The sequence below is a fragment of the Micromonospora sp. MH99 genome, from assembly GCF_021442385.1.
Lineage (GTDB): Bacteria > Actinomycetota > Actinomycetes > Mycobacteriales > Micromonosporaceae > Micromonospora.
This window is the reverse complement of sequence record NZ_MUZA01000065.1, coordinates 18,378-35,935: the sequence shown is the minus strand read 5'-3', so window position 1 is coordinate 35,935 and position 17,558 is coordinate 18,378. Positions and strand designations below refer to the sequence as shown.

The 17,558-nt window shown below is 69.7% G+C and carries 16 protein-coding genes; 6 read left to right on the top strand and 10 right to left on the bottom strand.

Annotated features, from left to right (window positions below; genetic code table 11):
* Positions 1 to 947 precede the first annotated feature (947 nt).
* On the top strand, positions 948 to 1,244 hold the full coding sequence (locus B0E54_RS26070) for a DUF1540 domain-containing protein (RefSeq protein ID WP_234588739.1): 297 nt from the start codon (positions 948 to 950) through the stop codon (positions 1,242 to 1,244).
* Positions 1,245 to 1,259: 15 nt separating this feature from the next.
* On the opposite strand, the gene B0E54_RS26065 is transcribed toward B0E54_RS26070, so the two are convergent.
* The gene (locus B0E54_RS26065; RefSeq protein WP_234588738.1) at positions 1,260 to 3,260 is read right to left on the bottom strand and encodes a protein meaA; all 2,001 of its coding nucleotides are present in this window, start codon (positions 3,258 to 3,260) and stop codon (positions 1,260 to 1,262) included.
* Positions 3,261 to 3,411: 151 nt separating this feature from the next.
* On the opposite strand from B0E54_RS26065, the gene B0E54_RS26060 reads away from it, so the two are divergent.
* Both B0E54_RS26060 and B0E54_RS26055 read left to right on the top strand, forming a co-directional pair.
* Positions 3,412 to 4,263 carry an ABC transporter ATP-binding protein gene (locus tag B0E54_RS26060; RefSeq protein WP_234588737.1) on the top strand — a complete coding sequence of 284 codons (852 nt, stop codon included), beginning with the start codon at positions 3,412 to 3,414 and terminating at the stop codon, positions 4,261 to 4,263.
* A complete protein-coding gene (locus B0E54_RS26055) occupies positions 4,260 to 5,105 on the top strand; it encodes an ABC transporter permease (protein WP_234588736.1) in 846 nt (281 codons plus the stop codon). Before B0E54_RS26060 ends, B0E54_RS26055 begins: the two co-directional genes overlap by 4 nt.
* Positions 5,106 to 5,145: 40 nt before the next feature.
* Here B0E54_RS26055 and B0E54_RS26050 read toward each other — a convergent pair whose 3' ends face one another.
* Positions 5,146 to 5,994, bottom strand: coding sequence for a 3-hydroxyacyl-CoA dehydrogenase family protein (locus tag B0E54_RS26050; RefSeq protein ID WP_234588735.1), 849 nt, complete (start codon positions 5,992 to 5,994; stop codon positions 5,146 to 5,148).
* Positions 5,995 to 6,203: 209 nt separating this feature from the next.
* Here B0E54_RS26050 and B0E54_RS26045 point away from each other — a divergent pair, with 209 nt between their 5' ends.
* Entirely contained in the window at positions 6,204 to 6,848 is a 645-nt protein-coding gene (locus B0E54_RS26045; protein WP_234588733.1) for a hypothetical protein, read from the top strand.
* On the opposite strand, the gene B0E54_RS26040 is transcribed toward B0E54_RS26045, so the two are convergent.
* The gene (locus tag B0E54_RS26040) at positions 6,839 to 8,284 is read right to left on the bottom strand and encodes a serine/threonine-protein kinase (RefSeq protein ID WP_234588732.1); all 1,446 of its coding nucleotides are present in this window, start codon (positions 8,282 to 8,284) and stop codon (positions 6,839 to 6,841) included. The genes B0E54_RS26045 and B0E54_RS26040 overlap by 10 nt on opposite strands.
* Positions 8,285 to 8,328: 44 nt before the next feature.
* Between B0E54_RS26040 and B0E54_RS26035 the strand changes: the two genes are divergently transcribed.
* Complete coding sequence (locus B0E54_RS26035) at positions 8,329 to 8,877, top strand: RNA polymerase sigma factor (protein WP_234588731.1); 549 nt, start codon at positions 8,329 to 8,331, stop codon at positions 8,875 to 8,877.
* Positions 8,878 to 8,927: 50 nt separating this feature from the next.
* On the opposite strand, the gene murA is transcribed toward B0E54_RS26035, so the two are convergent.
* Complete coding sequence (murA, locus tag B0E54_RS26030; RefSeq protein ID WP_234588730.1) at positions 8,928 to 10,370, bottom strand: UDP-N-acetylglucosamine 1-carboxyvinyltransferase; 1,443 nt, start codon at positions 10,368 to 10,370, stop codon at positions 8,928 to 8,930.
* On the opposite strand from murA, the gene B0E54_RS26025 reads away from it, so the two are divergent.
* Entirely contained in the window at positions 10,369 to 10,941 is a 573-nt protein-coding gene (locus B0E54_RS26025; RefSeq protein WP_234588729.1) for a cob(I)yrinic acid a,c-diamide adenosyltransferase, read from the top strand. The genes murA and B0E54_RS26025 overlap by 2 nt on opposite strands.
* 384 nt (positions 10,942 to 11,325) lie before the next feature.
* On the opposite strand, the gene B0E54_RS26020 is transcribed toward B0E54_RS26025, so the two are convergent.
* From B0E54_RS26020 to atpA, 6 genes are all read right to left on the bottom strand, one after another.
* Positions 11,326 to 11,781 carry a DUF2550 domain-containing protein gene (locus B0E54_RS26020; RefSeq protein WP_234588728.1) on the bottom strand — a complete coding sequence of 152 codons (456 nt, stop codon included), beginning with the start codon at positions 11,779 to 11,781 and terminating at the stop codon, positions 11,326 to 11,328.
* 12 nt (positions 11,782 to 11,793) lie between these two features.
* Positions 11,794 to 12,075, bottom strand: a complete 282-nt coding sequence (locus B0E54_RS26015; RefSeq protein ID WP_234588727.1) for a F0F1 ATP synthase subunit epsilon — start codon at positions 12,073 to 12,075, stop codon at positions 11,794 to 11,796.
* A gap of 89 nt (positions 12,076 to 12,164) precedes the next feature.
* A complete protein-coding gene (locus tag B0E54_RS26010) occupies positions 12,165 to 13,307 on the bottom strand; it encodes an LCP family protein (protein WP_234588726.1) in 1,143 nt (380 codons plus the stop codon).
* A 221-nt stretch (positions 13,308 to 13,528) separates the two neighbouring features.
* A complete protein-coding gene (gene atpD / locus B0E54_RS26005) occupies positions 13,529 to 14,965 on the bottom strand; it encodes a F0F1 ATP synthase subunit beta (protein ID WP_234588724.1) in 1,437 nt (478 codons plus the stop codon).
* On the bottom strand, positions 14,965 to 15,894 hold the full coding sequence (locus B0E54_RS26000; protein WP_234588723.1) for a F0F1 ATP synthase subunit gamma: 930 nt from the start codon (positions 15,892 to 15,894) through the stop codon (positions 14,965 to 14,967). The genes atpD and B0E54_RS26000 overlap by 1 nt, the downstream gene beginning before the upstream one ends.
* A gap of 4 nt (positions 15,895 to 15,898) precedes the next feature.
* Positions 15,899 to 17,551, bottom strand: a complete 1,653-nt coding sequence (gene atpA / locus B0E54_RS25995; protein ID WP_234588722.1) for a F0F1 ATP synthase subunit alpha — start codon at positions 17,549 to 17,551, stop codon at positions 15,899 to 15,901.
* Positions 17,552 to 17,558: the final 7 nt, after the last annotated feature.

The window sequence follows — 17,558 nt, the reverse complement described above, 5'->3', positions numbered from 1 at the left end:
GCGAGACCGGCAACAGACAGCATGCTCTTACGCAAGATCGTGTTCATGGGGGTAGCTCCTTCGGGGGTAGGAACACCCGCCTCACCGCCGGGGAGCGGCGACGCGGATGTGAGCACCTCGTCCGGCGCTGCACAAAACAGGGGAAAAGTCTGGGGGGCGGCCTGCGAACCGGGGGGGGCTCGCGGCGCCGGGACCCTGTGTAACGACCCGCGGTCCGGGGTCATTCCCGGCGGCCCGCGAGGGGGGCTCGCGGTGCCGGACCGGGTGTAACGACCCGGGGTCCGGGGTCATTCCCGGCGGCTCGCGAGCGGGGCTCGCGGCGTCCGGACCGTGTGTAACGGCCGCCGGGCTGGGGTCATTCCCGGGGCTCACCGGGCCCCGGGGGCGGGGTCACGGATTGTTCGGGGGTCTGCGACGACCCGGCCCGACCGGCCATTTCCCACCCGGTCGAGCGGGCGGGGGCGGGCCGTGGTCCTGCGATCGTCAGGGTATGTAACGACCCCCCGGCCTGCCACGATTCCGGCCCACGGATGCGACCGGTCACAACCCAACGACGCCCAGAAACGGACATCGCGTCCATTCGACGCAACGGACACAGCCGGCAGCGTGTGTTTGGGTGGTGATCGACTCGGGTTCGCCGATGTCGGGGTATCCGGAGCGGCTTGATACCCCGATATCGGCGAACCCGTGTTGATCACGCCCGTTTCGGCGTGCCGAAACCGGCAGACACCCCGACATGGCCGACCGCGCGCTTCGACCTGGCCGACCGCGCACTTCGATCACGCCGACCGGTCGACACCCGACATCGGGGACCTCGTGTCGATCTCGTCGGTGCGGGTACCCGGCCCGGACGCCGGGGGCCACGGCTGATCGTCAGGCGGACATATCGGGCCTTCGGCGACCGACAAATGCCTAGGATCGTGACAAGATGCCTAGAGGAGGTCGGCATGACCACAGCGATGGAGATGCCCCGGGTCCAGGAATGCGTGGTCGCGGCATGTGCGTACAACCAGGGCGGTGACTGCCACGCCTTCGCGATCACCATCGGCAGCATGGATCACGCGCACTGCCACACCTTCGTCGAGTCGCCCGTCCGGGGCGGGGTGGACGGCCTCACCGCCCAGGTGGGTGCCTGCCAGCGTTCCGACTGTCGGCACAACGAGCAGTTGGAGTGCCACGCGTCGTCCATCAAGGTCGGCCCGGACAACGACATGGCCGACTGCATGACGTACGCCAATCGCTGACCCGCGATAGCGGGCTCAGGGCAGGTCGTTGGCCTGCCGGATGACAGTCACCAGGTCGTCGATGATGCCGGTGAGGGCGAAGTCCTTCGGGGTGAAGACCCGGGCCACCCCGGCGGCCCGCAGGGTGTCGGCGTCGCTGGCGGGGATGATGCCGCCCACCACCACCGGCAGGTCCGCCCGGCCGGCGGCGCGCAGCCCGTCGAGGACGGCGGGTACGGCGGCCAGGTGTGAGCCGGACAGCACGGAGAGCCCGACCAGGTCGACGTCCTCCTCGACGGCGGCGGCCACGATCTGTCCGGCGGTCAGCCGGATGCCCTGGTAGACGACCTCGAAGCCGGCGTCGCGGGCGCGTACCGCGATCTGCTCGGCGCCGTTGGAGTGCCCGTCCAGGCCGGGTTTGCCGACCAGCAGCCGCAGCCGGCCGGTGCCCAGCTCACGGGCGGTGGCGGTGACGCGCTCCCGCACTGCCGCGAGGCCCGGGTCGCCTCCGCTGCCGGTGGCGCCGGCCAGGCCGGTGGGCGCCCGGTACTCGCCGAAGACCTGGCGGAGCGCGCCGGCCCACTCGCCGGTGGTCACTCCGACGCGCACGCACTCCAGGGTGGCCGGCATGAGGTTGGCGGTGGTCGCGGCGTCCGCGCGGAGCTGGGCCAGCGCCGCGTCGACGGCGTCGTCGTCCCGACGGGCACGCCATTCGCGTACGGAGGCGACGGCGGCCGCCTCGACCGCGGGGTCGACCTGTTCGACTGCCTCGGCGCCGGCTGCGGTGAGTGGGGAGGGCTCGGTCTCGGCGTACCTGTTGACGCCGACCACCACGTCGGCGCCGGACTCCATCCGTCGGCGGCGTTCGGCAAGCGAGGCGACGAGCGCGCTCTTGAGGTAGCCGCTCTCCACGGCGGCTACCACGCCGCCCAGTTCCAGCACCTTGTCCAGCTCGACGCGCGCTCCGGTGACGATCTCGTCGACGAGTGCGGTCATGACGTGCGAGCCGGCGAAGAGGTCGGGGTATTCGAGCAGGTCGGACTCGTACGCCAGGACCTGCTGCATCCGCAGCGACCACTGCTGGTCCCAGGGGCGGGGCAGGCCGAGCGCCTCGTTCCAGGCGGGCAGTTGCACGGCGCGGGCGCGGGCGTCGCGGGACATCGTCACGCCGAGCATCTCCAGCACGATGCGCTGGATGTTGTTCTCCGGTTGCGCCTCGGTGAGGCCGAGGGAGTTGACCTGCACGCCGTAGCGGAACCGTCGCTGCCGAGCCTCGGTCACCCCGTACCGGTCCCGGGTGATCTCGTCCCAGAGCACGCCGAACGCGCGCATCTTGGCGATCTCCTCGACGAAGCGCACCCCGGCGTTGACGAAGAACGAGACGCGCTGCACCACGTCACCCATCCGCTCGGCGGGCACCTGGCCGGAGTCGCGGACCGCGTCGAGGACGGCGACGGCGGTGGCCAGGGCGAAACCGACCTCCTGTACGGGCGTGGCGCCGGCTTCCTGGAGGTGGTACGAGCAGATGTTCACCGGGTTCCACCGGGGCATCTCCCGCAGCGTGTACGCCACCACGTCAGCGGTGAGCCGCAGGGAGGCCGCCGGCGGGAAGATGTACGTCCCCCGGGACAGGTACTCCTTGATGATGTCGTTCTGGGTGGTGCCGGCGCAGCGGGCCAGCTCCGCGTCCTGTTCGAGGCCGACGGTGCCGTACAGGGCCAGCAGCCACATCGCCGGGGCGTTGATGGTCATCGAGGTGTTCATCTCGGCGAGCGGGATGCCGTCGAAGAGTGCCCGCATGTCCCCGAGGTGTGCCACCGGCACGCCGACCCGGCCGACCTCACCGGCGGCGAGTTCGTGGTCCGGGTCGTACCCGGTCTGGGTGGGCAGGTCGAAGGCGACCGACAGACCGGTCTGGCCCTTGGCGAGGTTGCGGCGGAAGAGCGCGTTGGTGGCGGCGGCCGACGAGTGACCGGCGTACGTGCGCATCACCCACGGGCGGTCCCGCTCGGGCAACCGGCTCGGCGTCTCATCCATGGCCGGAGTCTAAGTTACCGTTCAGTAAAAGGAGCTGTGGAAAACCACACAGGTCCATGTCGCGGACGACCGGGTCCGAACGGCTCGCGGTGGCGCTGACCGCCACACCCTGGGCAGCGAGGCGTGGCGGTCAGGGCGCACACTGGACGGCATGCATGACGAGCTGGCCATCTCTGTCCGAGGGCTGCGCAAGGCGTACGGCGACAACGTGGCCGTGGCGGGCGTGGATCTCGACGTCCACCGCGGTGAGGTGTTCGCGTTGCTCGGCCCGAACGGCGCCGGCAAGACCACCACGGTGGAGATCCTGGAGGGCTACCGGCGTCGCGACTCGGGCGAGGTGACGGTGCTCGGCACGGACCCGGCCCAGGCCGATCCGGGCTGGCGGTCCCGCGTGGGCATCGTGCTGCAGGGCACCGGGGAGTTCGACGAGCTGACGGTGGCCGAGGTGGTCCGGCACTTCTCCGGCTTCTATGCCGACGCCGACGACCCGGACAAGGTGATCGAGCGGGTCGGGTTGGCCGACAAGGCGAAGGCCCGGACGCACACCCTCTCCGGCGGGCAGAAGCGCCGCCTGGACGTGGCGCTGGGCATCGTCGGCCGTCCCGAGCTGCTCTTCCTCGACGAGCCGACCACCGGCTTCGACCCGGAGGCCCGCCGCGAGTTCTGGGAGCTGATCCGCGACCTCGCCGCGGCCGGCACCACCATCCTGCTCACCACCCACTACCTGGACGAGGCCGAGGCCCTCGCCGACCGGGTCGGCGTGATCGCTGGCGGCCGGCTGGTCGAGGTGGCCGCTCCCAACCTGCTGGGCAATCGGCAGGAGGCCCTGGCCACGGTCTCCTGGCGTACCCCGGAAGGGACGGTGGAGAGCGCGCAGAGCGCGACGCCGACGGCCTTCGTGGCCGACCTCGCCGTGCGTTACGGCGGTGAGGTCCCCGGGCTCACGGTGACCCGGCCGACTCTGGAGGACGTCTACCTCACCATGATCGGACACGCGCGATGACGACCACGACCAAGCCGGCGACGCCGGTCGCCACGACCCGCGGCCGGCGGCCGGGTGCGGCTGCGCTCGCCCTGCGCCAGGGCCGGTTGGAGACCACCCAGTTCCTGCGCAGCCGGGAGTCGGTGGTCTTCACGATGGGCTTCCCCATCATCATGATCCTGATCTTCGCGTCGATCTTCCACGGCACGATCGGCGGCGGGGTCAAGTTCACCCAGTACTTCATCACCGGCATGATCGCGACCGGTCTGATGACCGTGAGCTTCCAGAACCTGGGCATCTGGATCCCGGTCGAGCGGGACCGGGGGGTACTCAAGCGTTACTGGGGCACGCCGATGCCGAAGTGGGTCTGGTTCGCCGGCAAAGTGATCATGGTGGTGGTGATCGGCATCGCCGAGACGGCGCTGCTGTTGGCCGCCGCGGTGGCGCTGTTCGACCTCGACCTGCCCAGCACCGCCGAGAAGTGGTTCACCTTCGGCTGGGTAGCCGTGCTCGGGGTGACCGCGTGCACCCTGTGCGGCATCGCGATCTCGTCGCTGGCCCGCAGCGCCCGCAGTGGCTCGGCGGTGGTCACCCCGATCGCCCTGGTGCTCCAGTTCATCTCCGGGGTGTTCTTCGTCTTCACCGACCTGCCCACCTGGATGCAGCAGGTGGCGGCGCTGTTCCCGCTCAAGTGGATGTGCCAGGGGCTGCGCGCGGTCTTTCTGCCGGAGAGCTTCGGCGCGCAGGAGCCGGGCGGGTCGTTCGAGCTGGGCCGGGTGGCGCTGGTGCTCGCCCTGTGGTGCGTGATCAGCCTGGTGGTCTGCCTGACCACCTTCCGCTGGACCACCAAGCGCGACGGCTGAGCGGTCGACCGGGGCGGGTAACCGCCCCGGTCGTCGCGACTCAGTACGTGTAGAAGCCCTTGCCGGTCTTGCGGCCCAGGTCGCCGGCGGTGACCATGCGCTGGAGCAGCTCCGGCGGGAAGAACTTCTCGTCCGCCGTGTCGGTGTAGATGTTCTTCGAGGCGTGCAGCAGCACGTCCACGCCGGTCAGGTCGGTGGTGGCCAGCGGGCCCATGGCGTGCCCGAAGCCCAACCGGCAGGCGGTGTCCAGGTCCTCCGCCGACACCACGCCGGACTCGACCAGCTTGACGGCCTCCACCACCAGCGCGGAGATCAGCCGCGTGGTGACGAAGCCGGCGATGTCCCGGTTGACCACCACGACCGTCTTGCCGATCTCCTCGGCGAAGGCCTTCACGGTGGCCAGGGTCTCGTCGCTGGTCTTGTAGCCGCGCACCAGCTCACAGAGCTGCATCATCGGCACCGGCGAGAAGAAGTGGGTGCCGACGACGGCCTCGGGCCGCTCGGTGACCGCGGCGATCTGGGTGACCGGGATGGCCGACGTGTTGGTGGCGAGCACCGCGTCGGACTTGCAGATCTTGTCCAGCGCACGGAACACCTCGTGCTTGATCTCCAGCCGCTCGAAGACCGCCTCGACCACGATGTCCGCGTCCGCCGCCGCCTCCAGGTCGGTGGTCGGGGTGATCCGCGCCAGCGTCGCCTCGACGTCGGACGCCTCGATCTTGCCCTTCTCGGCGAACTTCTCCAGCGACTTCCGGATGCCGCCGATCCCCCGGGTGGTGGCCGCGTCGTCCAGGTCGCGCAGCGTCACCTGCCAGCCCGCCTGCGCCGCCACCTGGGCGATGCCGGAGCCCATCAGCCCGGCCCCGACGACTGCGAGTCGACCCGCCATCTGCTTCTCCCTCGCTGCGATTGAGTGCCTGCCTGCACCCTAGTCCGCGAGCCTGAACGATGACTAAGGGCTCCGGAAGAACGGATCTCGTCGGGGTGCCAGCCGCCGCGCCCGTGTGACGGATGCACGACTCGCCCGAGCGAACAAACTTCCGGTTGGGTGCATCGAACCCTACGACACCAACAGATCGAAACAGCCAGGAGCTCATGATGCGCGCAACGTCGATGGTCGGAACCCTCACCTGCCTCCTGCTCGCGGCGGGGTGCTCGTCACCCGCACACCAGGACGGCAACGCTGCGCCGGCCGGCTCGCCCGAGCCGACGACCAGCGCGGTCACCACCGGCACGCCCACCCCGTCCACCCCGCCCAGCTCGCCCCCGTCGTCCCCGTCGTCCCCGTCGTCCGCCCGACCGGCCAGCGACCCGACCCGCCCGGCGTCGCTCGTCCTGGGCCCGGACGGCATCGGTTCGCTCAAGCTCGGCATGACCCGTCAGCAGGCCACCGGAACGGGCCTGCTGCGGGCCTTCACGAACAACGCCGGCGGCTGCGCGCCGGCGCACCTGCGGGCCGCCCCGACCGGGGATGAGGTCGTCCTCCTCTCGCCGACGCTGGGAATCGCCACAATCGACGCGTACGCGGGCATCAGGACGCCCGAGGGAGCGCGCATCGGCATGTCGAGCGCCGAGATGCTGCGGATCTACCCGACGTGGAAGGCAGCCGACGGAGACGCGACGAACGGTCGCGGCGCCGCCAAGACCCCCGGCAACAGCAAGGCCGTCTACCGCATCGAGACGAAGAACGGCAAGGTCATCAGCCTGACCCTGCAGTACGCGAACCAGGACTGCTACGAGTAGGCGGACCCGAAACGGCCGGCCTGCGGCGCCAGCGCGCTGGACACCCGCAGGCCGGCCAGGATCTCGTCGGTCAGGTCCTCATCGCCGACCTGCTTGATCTGCACGTAGACGCCACAGCGGCGCTGCGGCACGGCCAACACCACCTCGCTGAACGACACCGAAGCGCCACACGACGTCCACCGTCGTACCAGTGCCCTGTCCCCACCCACGTCCACTGTGCGGTCGGGCTGCCGGACGCAGGAGGCGTGGCTGGGCAGCGCCGCTTCCGGGCCGCCGCTGAGCAGGGACCTGCTCGCGCCGACGAACACGCCGGGCATCCCGCTCGCCGGATCCGGCCAGACAGCGAGATTCGGGGCGACCACGACACCCGGCGCCTGGCCGGCGGGAAGTCGCAGCACCGAAGGGTCCCAGCCGGCGTCCTTCACCTGACCGGCCCAGCTCGCCGGCACCGCGACCGACAGAGCACCGGAGGCGTCGTCCACGCGCACCCACCCGGACCGTGCCGACGGCGTGGAACTGGAACCCGTGGTGGCCAGCAGCGCGCTCAGCGCGACAGCGACGCCGACGACCCGCCCCACCTGCCGTACGAACCGGCCACGGCCCGCGTCCCGCTCCAGGGACGCGATGACCCGGTGCAGTTCGTCGCGCATCACGGCGGCGGACGCCCAGCGTTGCCGCGGGTCGGGATGCAGCGCCCGTCGCACCAGGTCGTCCACTTCAGAGGGAAGGCCGGGACGAAGCTGGGACGGCCGGAGCGCTGTGCGCCCGGCCCGGCCCGAACGGTTGCCGTTGGACCGTGCCGGCTCGGGAGCGCGGCCGGTCACCATGTGGTAGGTCGTCGCGCCGATCGCGTACACGTCGGCGCGGATGTCCAGACCACCACCGGCGGTGGCCTGCTCGGGTGGCATGTAGCCGGGTGTGCCGGCCGCGATCGTGAACCCGGACGCGTTGGCGAGGGCCTTGGCCAGACCGAGGTCGGCGACCAGCACCCGATCCCGGTCCGCAGCCGGCTGAAACAACACATTGGACGGTTTGAGATCCCGGTGCAGAACGCCGCCCTCGTGCAGCACCGTGACGGCGCTGGCGATGTCGGCCGCGATGAGCAGGGCCTCGCGTACGGGCAGTGGCCCCGAGACGAGTCGGTCCGCGAGGGTGCCGCCAGCCGCGTACGGCATCACCAGGTACGGCCGTCCATCAGGCAGCTCACCGACGTCGAGCACACGCATGAGCAGACTGGAATCCGTCCGCCGCATGATCCGCGCTTCCTGCTCGAACCGCTCCCGCAGATCGGTGTGGTACGACCAGTTGTCCGCCAGCACCTTGATCGCGACGGAAGCGTCCAGAGCATCGTCGGCGCCGAGCCACACGGTGGCGAACGCTCCGGAGCCGATCCGCCCTACCACGCGGTATCGACCGATCTTGCCGGGTACTGACACGCCCGTATTATGGCCGACAAGACGCTGAGGAACGGGGCCTGAGCTTGTCAGACGATCTTGCTGTCGAGGATCTCGCCGGCCGTGCCGCCCGGGGCGACGCCGCCGCACTTGACATGTTGCTGGCCAGGATCGAGCCGCAGGTCATGCGGCAGTGCCTGCGCCTCCTCCCCTGCCGCCAGGATGCCGAAGAGGCGTGCCAGGATGCCCTCCTGCAGGTCGCCCGCAAGATCGACAGCTTCGCCGGCCGGTCGAAGTTCTCCACCTGGCTGCACATCGTCACGGCCAACTGCGCCCGTCAGACGTACCGCAGCCTCAAGCGCCGGGCCGATGAGCAGTCCACGCCACAGCTCCCGCTCGACGCCGCCGACCCGCGCACCACAAGCGTGATCGCGGGTTCCCGACTCGACCTGCTGGACGCGCTGGAACGACTGGAGGCCCACCGACCCGAACTGGTCGCCCCTCTGGTGCTGCGCGACCTGTGCCAGTTGACCTACGACCAGATCGCCGACCACCTCGCCATTCCGGTCGGCACCCTGAAGTCACGCATCCACGACGCACGACTGCACGTGCGCGCCTCGCTACAGGCCACCTGACACCGCGCCACCCACAGCGGCGCCGACCCGGTGGAACGCCGGCCAGGGCGTCAGATCTCCAGCGACGGCTCGTCCGGCGCGGTGCCCCGCTCCACAGCCACACCGAGCGCGCGCAGGTCGGCCACGAAATCCGGGTACCCCCGGTCGACGTGGTGCACGTGGGACACCTCGGTGGGTCCGTCCGCGCACAGGCCGGCGATGATCAGCCCGGCGCCGGCGCGGATGTCGGTGGCCCGGACCGGCGCTCCGGAGAGCCGTTCCCGCCCCCGGACCACCGCGTGGTGCCCGTCGGTCTTGATGTCTGCGCCGAGCCGCATCATCTCGTTGGCGAACATGAACCGGCCGTCGAAGATGTTCTCCGTGATCAGTGAGGCGCCGTCGCTGACCGCGGCCAGCCCGATCGCCATGGGCAGCAGGTCGGTGGCGAAACCGGGGTACGGCAGCGTCACCACGTCCACCGCCCGGGGCCGGTCGTCCATGCGTACCCGGAAGCCGTCACCGTACGTCTCGACCAGGCCGCCGGCCGCGACGACCTTGTCCAGCGCGACCTCCAGGTAGGCCGGGTCCAGCCCGGTCACCGTCACGTCGCCGCGCGTCATCGCGGCGCCGAAGGCCCAGGTTCCCGCGACGATCCGGTCCCCCACTGTGGCGTGCCGCACCGGGCGCAGGCCGGCCACGCCGGTGATCCGCAGGGTGGACGTGCCGGCGCCGGAGATCCGCGCGCCCATCTGGTTGAGCATCGTGCAGATGTCGACGATCTCCGGCTCGCGGGCCGCGTTGTCGATCATCGTGGTGCCCTGTGCCAGCACGGCCGCCATCACCAGGTTCTCGGTGGCGCCCACGCTGGGGAAGTCCAGCACGATGTCCGCGCCGCGCAGCCCGTGCGGAGCCTCGGCGATCACGAAGCCGTGCTCGCCGGAGATCTCCGCGCCCATCCGGGTCAGCCCGGAGATGTGCATGTCCAGTCCCCGCGAGCCGATCGCGTCGCCGCCGGGGTGGGCCACCCGCACGTACCCCCGACGGGCCAGCAGCGGGCCCAGTACGCAGATCGACGCGCGCAGCCGTCGGACCAGCTCGTAGTCGGCCTCCGCGCCGGGTTGCTCGGGTACGTCGATGGTCACCGAGCGGGACCGGGCGACCCCGCCGCGGGCCACCATGGGGTCTACGGGGTCGTCCGCGTCGAACCGGACGTCGCAGCCCAGCCGTCGCAGCACCTCCCCCATGATCGCGATGTCGGTGATCCGGGGAACATTGGTGATCACGCTGAGCCCGGGGGCGAGCAGCGCGGCGGCCATCAGCTTCAGGGCCGAGTTCTTGGCGCCGACGACGTGCACGGTGCCCGCCAGCCGGGCGGCACCGCAGACCCGGATGACGTCGACGTCGTTGACCGCCGGATCACCGGCGTCGCCGGGACCCACCACCGCGGGCCAGCCGGCTGTCGCCTCCGGCCGTGCGGGGATCGTCAGGTCCGGTATCCGTAGGCTGTGCGTCATGGCCGTCCACCTCACGCGCATCTACACCAAGGCCGGCGACGCCGGCATGACCAGGCTGAGCAACAACGAGCAGGTCCCGAAGACCGATCCACGGATCGCCGCGTACGCGGATGTCGACGAGTGCAACGCGGCGATCGGTGTCGCGCTCGCTCTCGGCCAGCTCGACGAGGAACTGCGGGGCGTGCTGGCGTCGGTGCAGAACGACCTGTTCGACGTCGGCGCCGACCTGTCCACCCCGGTCGAGCCGGAGCCGAAGTATCCGCCGCTGCGGGTGACCGAGGAGTACGTCGAGCGCCTGGAGGGCTGGTGCGACGAGTACAACGCACGCCTGAGCACGCTCGACTCCTTCATCCTCCCCGGCGGCACCGCGGGCGCGGCGCTGCTGCACGTGGCGCGGACCATCGCCCGGCGCGCCGAGCGGGCGGCGTGGGCGCTGGTCAACCACGATCCGGACCGGACCAGCCCGCTCCCGGCAAAGTATCTCAACCGGCTCTCCGATCTGCTCTTTATCCTGTCAAGAACGGCAAATCCGGCGGGAGACGTGCTATGGGTGCCGGGCGGCAAGCGCTGAACGTCGACGCTGTGCAGGCGTGGGTTCCCCATCTGGCCGCGCCCACGCGTCGGCGCAGCCGACTCCTCGGACAGGGCTGCGCTCCAAGGCGGAGCTGACTCCGGTCAACGCCCTGATCAACCCCGGTTCCTTGACGTCGGGGTGTCCCCGCCACGAGGACACCCCGACATCAGGAAAGTCGAGTCGATCAACCCGCCCGACCGCCGCGCAAGGCAGGACGCAGCTGCATCGGTAACGGCAGCTGACAAAAGGACGGCGCCAGAACGACGCACAGCGCCGGGCACGGGTTTCCGGGGCAGCCCGCCCGGCGCAGGGATCAAGCCTGACCGCCCGGAGCCGGGCGGGCTGCCCCGGAAACACCAAGAGCAACCACCGAAAGGCGGGTCAGGCAGCCGGCCAGTCCTGGGAGGCCATACGCGGCGAGACCGCCCCCGGAGGGGCGGCCTCGAGCCAGGAGAGGAAACCGGTCACGGTAGATCGCGCCATGGCGATCTCCACCGGTGCGTGGTGATTGGTACAGCGGAGGATCACCCAGTCGGCCGGCATGGAGAGCCGCTCCTGCCCTTCCGGCAACCGACGGCGCTCGACCGCGAGATCCTTGCGGGAGAGAACCCGCTTGGGACGGAGCGCGAAGCTGAACATCCGATACCAGCGCAGCTCGTCACCGGCGAACCGACCGAAGCCGGGCGACCAGCCACGCCCGTCGAGCACCGTGGTGACCCGGACGCTGAGCCGGATGATGCCACCGCTGCGGGTCACGACGGCCCGCCGGACGAAGAGCACGAGAAGCGCGACGAGGATGACGGCGACGCCGATCCCGAAGCCCTCGACGATCTCCATCCGCGGTGTGACTCAGCGGCTCTGCGCGGAAACCGGGGTAGCGCTCTCGGCCAGCACGGTGACGCCTTCGGCGCTGACCGAGAGGAAGCCGCCGGCCACCTCGTAGGAGACCTGCTCACCGCCGGCCAGCTTGATGCGGACCTGGCCGGGCTCGGCGAGCTGGCCGAGCAGCGGCGCGTGCCCCGGCAGGACACCGAGCTCGCCCTCGGTGGTCCGGGCGACGACCATCTCGGCCTCACCGGACCAGACCTTCTCCTCGACGGCGACGAGCTCGACGTGAAGCTGCTGTGCCACGCTGTCTCCTTGCTGCGGCGACGGATTGCCGAAAGTCTAGTCGTGCGGGTGAGCCACCCCCAACGCGGGTGGGGAGAGCTGCGCCACGGCTACTTGGTCTTGTTCTGGAATTCCGGGTGCTCCAGCAGGAACGGGTCCAGTTGTTCATTGTGCAGGGCGGTGAAGAAGTCCGGGACACCTGCCTGGAACTGCTCACCCTTGTAGGTCTTGCCCTCGAAGACCGGACCGCCGGGGAGCTTGATCATCTGGATGGTGTCCGGGCGGATGTTCTTCAGGGCCAGCCCGTAGTCGACCACGCTGTTGCCCCGCCCGTTGAAGATCAGCGACTGGCCGGCGGCGCGAAGCACCTTGTCGAGCTTGATCGGGTTGGCGACCACGTCAGCACTGAAGGCCTGGCCGACCATCGCCTTGACGAACTGCTGCTGGTGACGCTGCCGGCCGTAGTCGGCGTCCGGCACACCGTTCTTCGGGTAGCGCTGCCGGACGTAGTCCAGGGCCTGCCACCCGCTGAGGTGGTGGTTGCCCTTCTTGTAGATCGCCTGCGGACCGACGTAGCCCTCGCCGCGCGTGTTGCCCGGTCGGGGCTTGCCGTCCGGCTGCTTGTGCTCGGACTTCACGTCCCGCTCGACGTACATGTCGACGCCGCCCATCGCGTCGACGATCTTCTGGAAGCCGGTGAAGTTGATGATCGCGCCGGCGTCGAACCGCTTGATGCCGGTCGCGTTCTGCACCGTGGTGGCCAGCAACTCGAAGCCGCGCGCCGCGTCGGGGTTGCCGTTGGGCACTCGACTGCCGAACGACATCGCCGCGTTGATCTTCGTCGTCTCGCCGGGGAAGTTGGCCTTCTTGAACGCCGGGATGTCGACGTAGAGGTCGCGCGGCAGCGAGAAGAGGTAGGCCCGGTCCATCGACGCGGGCACGTGCAGCACCATGATCGAGTCGGCCAGCGGCGCCGCCGTCGGCGTACGCGGGTCGATGCCGACGAGCAAAAGGTTGAGCGGACCCTTGATATCGCTCTTCTTCTCCTTGGCGCCCGCCGCCTGGTCACCGAAGAGGTCGGCCTTGCCGACGGCGCCCTCGTAGCGGGCCATCAGCACCTCGCTGCCGACGAGAACACCGCCACTGAGCATGGCCAGCACCAGACCGAACACGGTGCACACCTTGGCCCAGCGCGGCACGCCCCGCCAGATGGACGGCTTGCGGCCACTCTTGCCGGCCTTACCCACGCGCATCTCCGTTCGTTACGCCCACGAAGAGGAGACGGGCGCACGTCGTCGAAAGGTTGCAGAAGTCAGCGCTCGTTCAGGTGAACGCGCGAACCGACCGTATCTCGCGTGCCGCCGGAGTGACGACAACGGGTAACGGGACCGCGACGATGATAAGGCGTGAAGATGAACAAAAGACTGCCCCGACGTTGCCGGGGCAGTCTTTTGCGGTACGGATGAGCGGGCTGTCAGCCCTTCATCAGCTCCTCAGCCTTCTTCTCCAGGTCCTCGAGACCGCCGCACATGAAGAACGCCTGCTCGGGGAAGTGGTCGTACTCGCCCTCGCTGATCTTGCGGAACGCCTCGATGGTCTCCTTGATCGGGACCGTCGAGCCCGGCACGCCGGTGAACTGCTCCGCCGCGTAGGTGTTCTGCGAGAGGAAGCGCTCGATCCGCCGGGCCCGGGCCACGGTGATCTTGTCTTCCTCGGAGAGCTCCTCGATACCGAGGATGGCGATGATGTCCTGCAGGTCCTTGTAGCGCTGCAGGATCCGCTTAACCTCGGTGGCGACCTGGAAGTGCTCCGGACCGACGAACTCCGGGGCGAGGATCCGGGACGAGGACGCCAGCGGGTCCACGGCCGGGTAGATGCCCTTGTCGGAGATCGACCGCTCCAGGTTGGTGGTCGCGTCCAGGTGGGCGAACGTGGTGGCCGGAGCGGGGTCGGTGTAGTCGTCCGCCGGCACGTAGATCGCCTGCATGGAGGTGATGGCCTGGCCCCGGACGGAGGTGATCCGCTCCTGGAGCTCGCCCATCTCGTCGGCAAGGGTCGGCTGGTAACCCACGGCGCTCGGCATGCGGCCGAGCAGGGTGGACACCTCGGAACCGGCCTGCGTGAAGCGGAAGATGTTGTCGATGAAGAGCAGCACCTCCTGCTTCTTCACGTCCCGGAAGTACTCCGCCATGGTCAGCGCGGAGAGCGCCACCCGCAGCCGGGTGCCCGGCGGCTCGTCCATCTGGCCGTAGACCAGCGCGGTCTTGTCGATGACGCCGGACTCGGTCATCTCGGCGATGAGGTCGTTGCCCTCACGGGTGCGCTCACCCACGCCGGCGAACACCGAGGTACCACCGAAGTTGCGGGCGACACGGGTGATCATCTCCTGGATGAGCACCGTCTTGCCCACGCCCGCGCCGCCGAACAGGCCGATCTTGCCGCCCTTGACGTACGGGGCGAGCAGGTCGATGACCTTGATGCCGGTCTCCAGCATCTCGGTCTTCGGCTCCAGGTCCGCGAAGGCCGGGGCCTTGCGGTGGATGCCCCACCGGTCGTCGGCCTCGAACGTCTCGCCCTCGGTGAGGTTGAGCACCTCGCCGATCGCGTTGAACACCTTGCCCTTGACCGCGTCGCCCACCGGCACGGTGATCGGCTCGCCGCGGTCACGCACCTCAGCGCCGCGAACCAGGCCGTCCGTCGGCTGCATCGAGATCGCGCGGACCAGGTTGTCACCCAGGTGCTGGGCGACCTCCAGGGTCAGCGTCTTCTCACCGCCGGACAGGTTCACGTCGACGTTGAGCGCGTTGAACAGGGCCGGCATGGCGTCGCGCGGGAACTCGGCGTCGACGACCGGGCCGATGACCCGGACCACGCGACCCGTGGCCGTCTTGGTCTCTACTGGTGCAGTCATCACACTTCACTTCCCGACGCGGCCAGCGCGTTCGCGCCGCCGACGATCTCGCTGATCTCCTGGGTGATCCCGGCCTGCCGGGCCGAGTTCATCTCACGCGTGTACTTGTCGATCATGTCTTCGGCGTTGTCGGTGGCGCTCTTCATCGCTCGCCGCCGTGCCGCCGACTCGCTCGCCGCCGACTCGATCAACGCCGCGTAGATCCGCGTGTTGATGTACCTCGGCAGGAGCGCGTCGAGCAGCGCCTCCGCCTCCGGCTCGAACTCGTACGCCGGCAGCAGCCCCTCGGAGCGCGGCCGGTCCTCGACCTGCATCGGCCCGAGGATCTTGGCAACCGGGGTCTGCGTCATCAGCGAGTGGAACTCGGTGTAGACGATGTGCAGCTCGTCGACGCCGAGCACCCCGTCCGCGCCGGCCCCGCCGTCGACGTCGTCCGCACCGGCGGTGAACGCCTTGATCAGCGTCTCACCCACCATGCGGGCGTCCTCGAACGACGGCTGCTCGCTGAACCCCGTCCAGTTCGCCTCGATCGGCCGGTCGCGGAACCGGTAGAACCCGACGCCCTTACGCCCGATGACGTAGAGCACCGGCTCCTTGCCGTCCGCCCGGAGCCGCGCGATGAGCGACTCCGCCGTCTTGATCGCGTTGGAGCTGTAGCCGCCGGCCAGGCCACGGTCGCTGGTGACCAGCAGGACGCCCGCCCGCCGCACCCGCTCACGCGGGGTGAGCAGCGGGTGGTCGATCCGCGCGTTGGACGCCAGCGCCGTGAGCACACCGGTGATGGCCTGGGCGTACGGCAGGGACGCCTGCACCCGGGCCTGGGCCTTGGCGATCCGGCTCGTCGCCACGAGCTCCATCGCCTTGGTGATCTTCTTCATCGACTTCGCCGAGCGGATCCGTTGACGAAGAACGCGTACCTGGGCCGCCATCGGATCAGCTCTCGGCCGGGCGGTCGGTCGTGCCGTCGCGGAAGCGGGTCACCGTCTCGCGGTTCTGCTCACCCTCCAGCGGCGCGGCCGGCGCGTCGTTGACCTTGCGCTCGTCCGCCTTACCGAGGAAGACCTGCTTGAACTCGGTGATCGCGGTGTCCAGGGAGCCGATGATGTCGTCGCCCCACTGGTTGTCGGCGATCGACGCCAGCACACCCGCGTGCTTGTGCCGCAGGTACTGGAGGAACTCCGACTCGAAGCGCCGGATCTCCCCCACCGGGATGTCGTCCAGCTTGCCCTCGGTGCCGGCCCAGACCGTGACGACCTCTTCCTGCACCGGGAACGGCGAGTAGTTCGGCTGCTTGAGCAGCTCGACAAGCCGGACACCGCGGTCCAGCTGGGCCCGGGATGCCTTGTCCAGGTCGGAGGCGAAGGCGGCGAACGCCTCCAGCTCGCGGTACTGGGCCAGGTTGAGCCGCAGCGAACCGGCGACCTTGCGCATCGGCTTCACCTGCGCGGCGCCACCGACCCGGGAGACCGAGGTGCCGACGTTGATCGCCGGACGGACGCCCTGGTTGAACAGGTCGGTCTCCAGGAAGATCTGGCCGTCGGTGATCGAGATGACGTTGGTCGGAATGAAGGCCGAGATGTCGTTGGCCTTCGTCTCGATGATCGGCAGACCGGTCATCGAGCCGCCACCCAGCTCGTCGGAGAGCTTCGCGCAGCGCTCCAGCAGGCGGGAGTGCAGGTAGAAGACGTCACCCGGGTACGCCTCGCGGCCCGGCGGGCGACGCAGCAGCAGCGACACGGCCCGGTACGCCTCGGCCTGCTTGCTCAGGTCGTCGAAGACGATCAGGACGTGCTTGCCGCCGTACATCCAGTGCTGCCCGATGGACGAGCCGGTGTACGGGGCGATGTACTTGAAGCCGGCCGGGTCGGACGCCGGGGAGGCCACGATGGTGGTGTACTCCATCGCGCCGGCCTCCTCCAGCTGGCCCTTGATCGAGGCGATCGTGGAGGCCTTCTGGCCGATGGCGACGTAGATGCAGCGAACCTGCTTCTTCGGGTCGCCGGTCTTCCAGTTGTCCCGCTGGTTGAGGATGGCATCCAGGGCGACAGTGGTCTTGCCGGTCTTGCGGTCGCCGATGATCAGCTGCCGCTGACCCCTACCGATCGGCGTCATCGCGTCGATCGCCTTGATGCCGGTCTGCAGCGGCTCGAACACCGACTGCCGGGACATCACGTTCGGAGCCTGCAGCTCCAGCTCGCGGTAGCCCTCGTCGGCGATGTCGCCGAGACCGTCGATCGGCTGGCCGAGCGCGTTGACCACGCGGCCGAGGAAGGCGTCGCCGACCGGAACCGAGAGCACCCGGTCGGTGCGCTTGACGCGCTGCCCCTCCTCCAGCTTGGCGGAGTCACCCAGGACGACGACGCCGATCTCCCGGACGTCGAGGTTCAACGCCACGCCGAGCGTGCCGTCCTCGAACTCCAGGAGCTCGTTGGTCTTGGTCGAGGGAAGGCCCTCGACGTGGGCGATGCCGTCGCCGGTGTCGGCGACGGTGCCGACCTCCTCGCGGGAGACGTCGGACGAGTAGGAGGAGACGTAGCGCTCCAGGGCGCCGCGGATCTCCTCCGTCGAGATGGTCAGCTCGGCCATCCTCTGC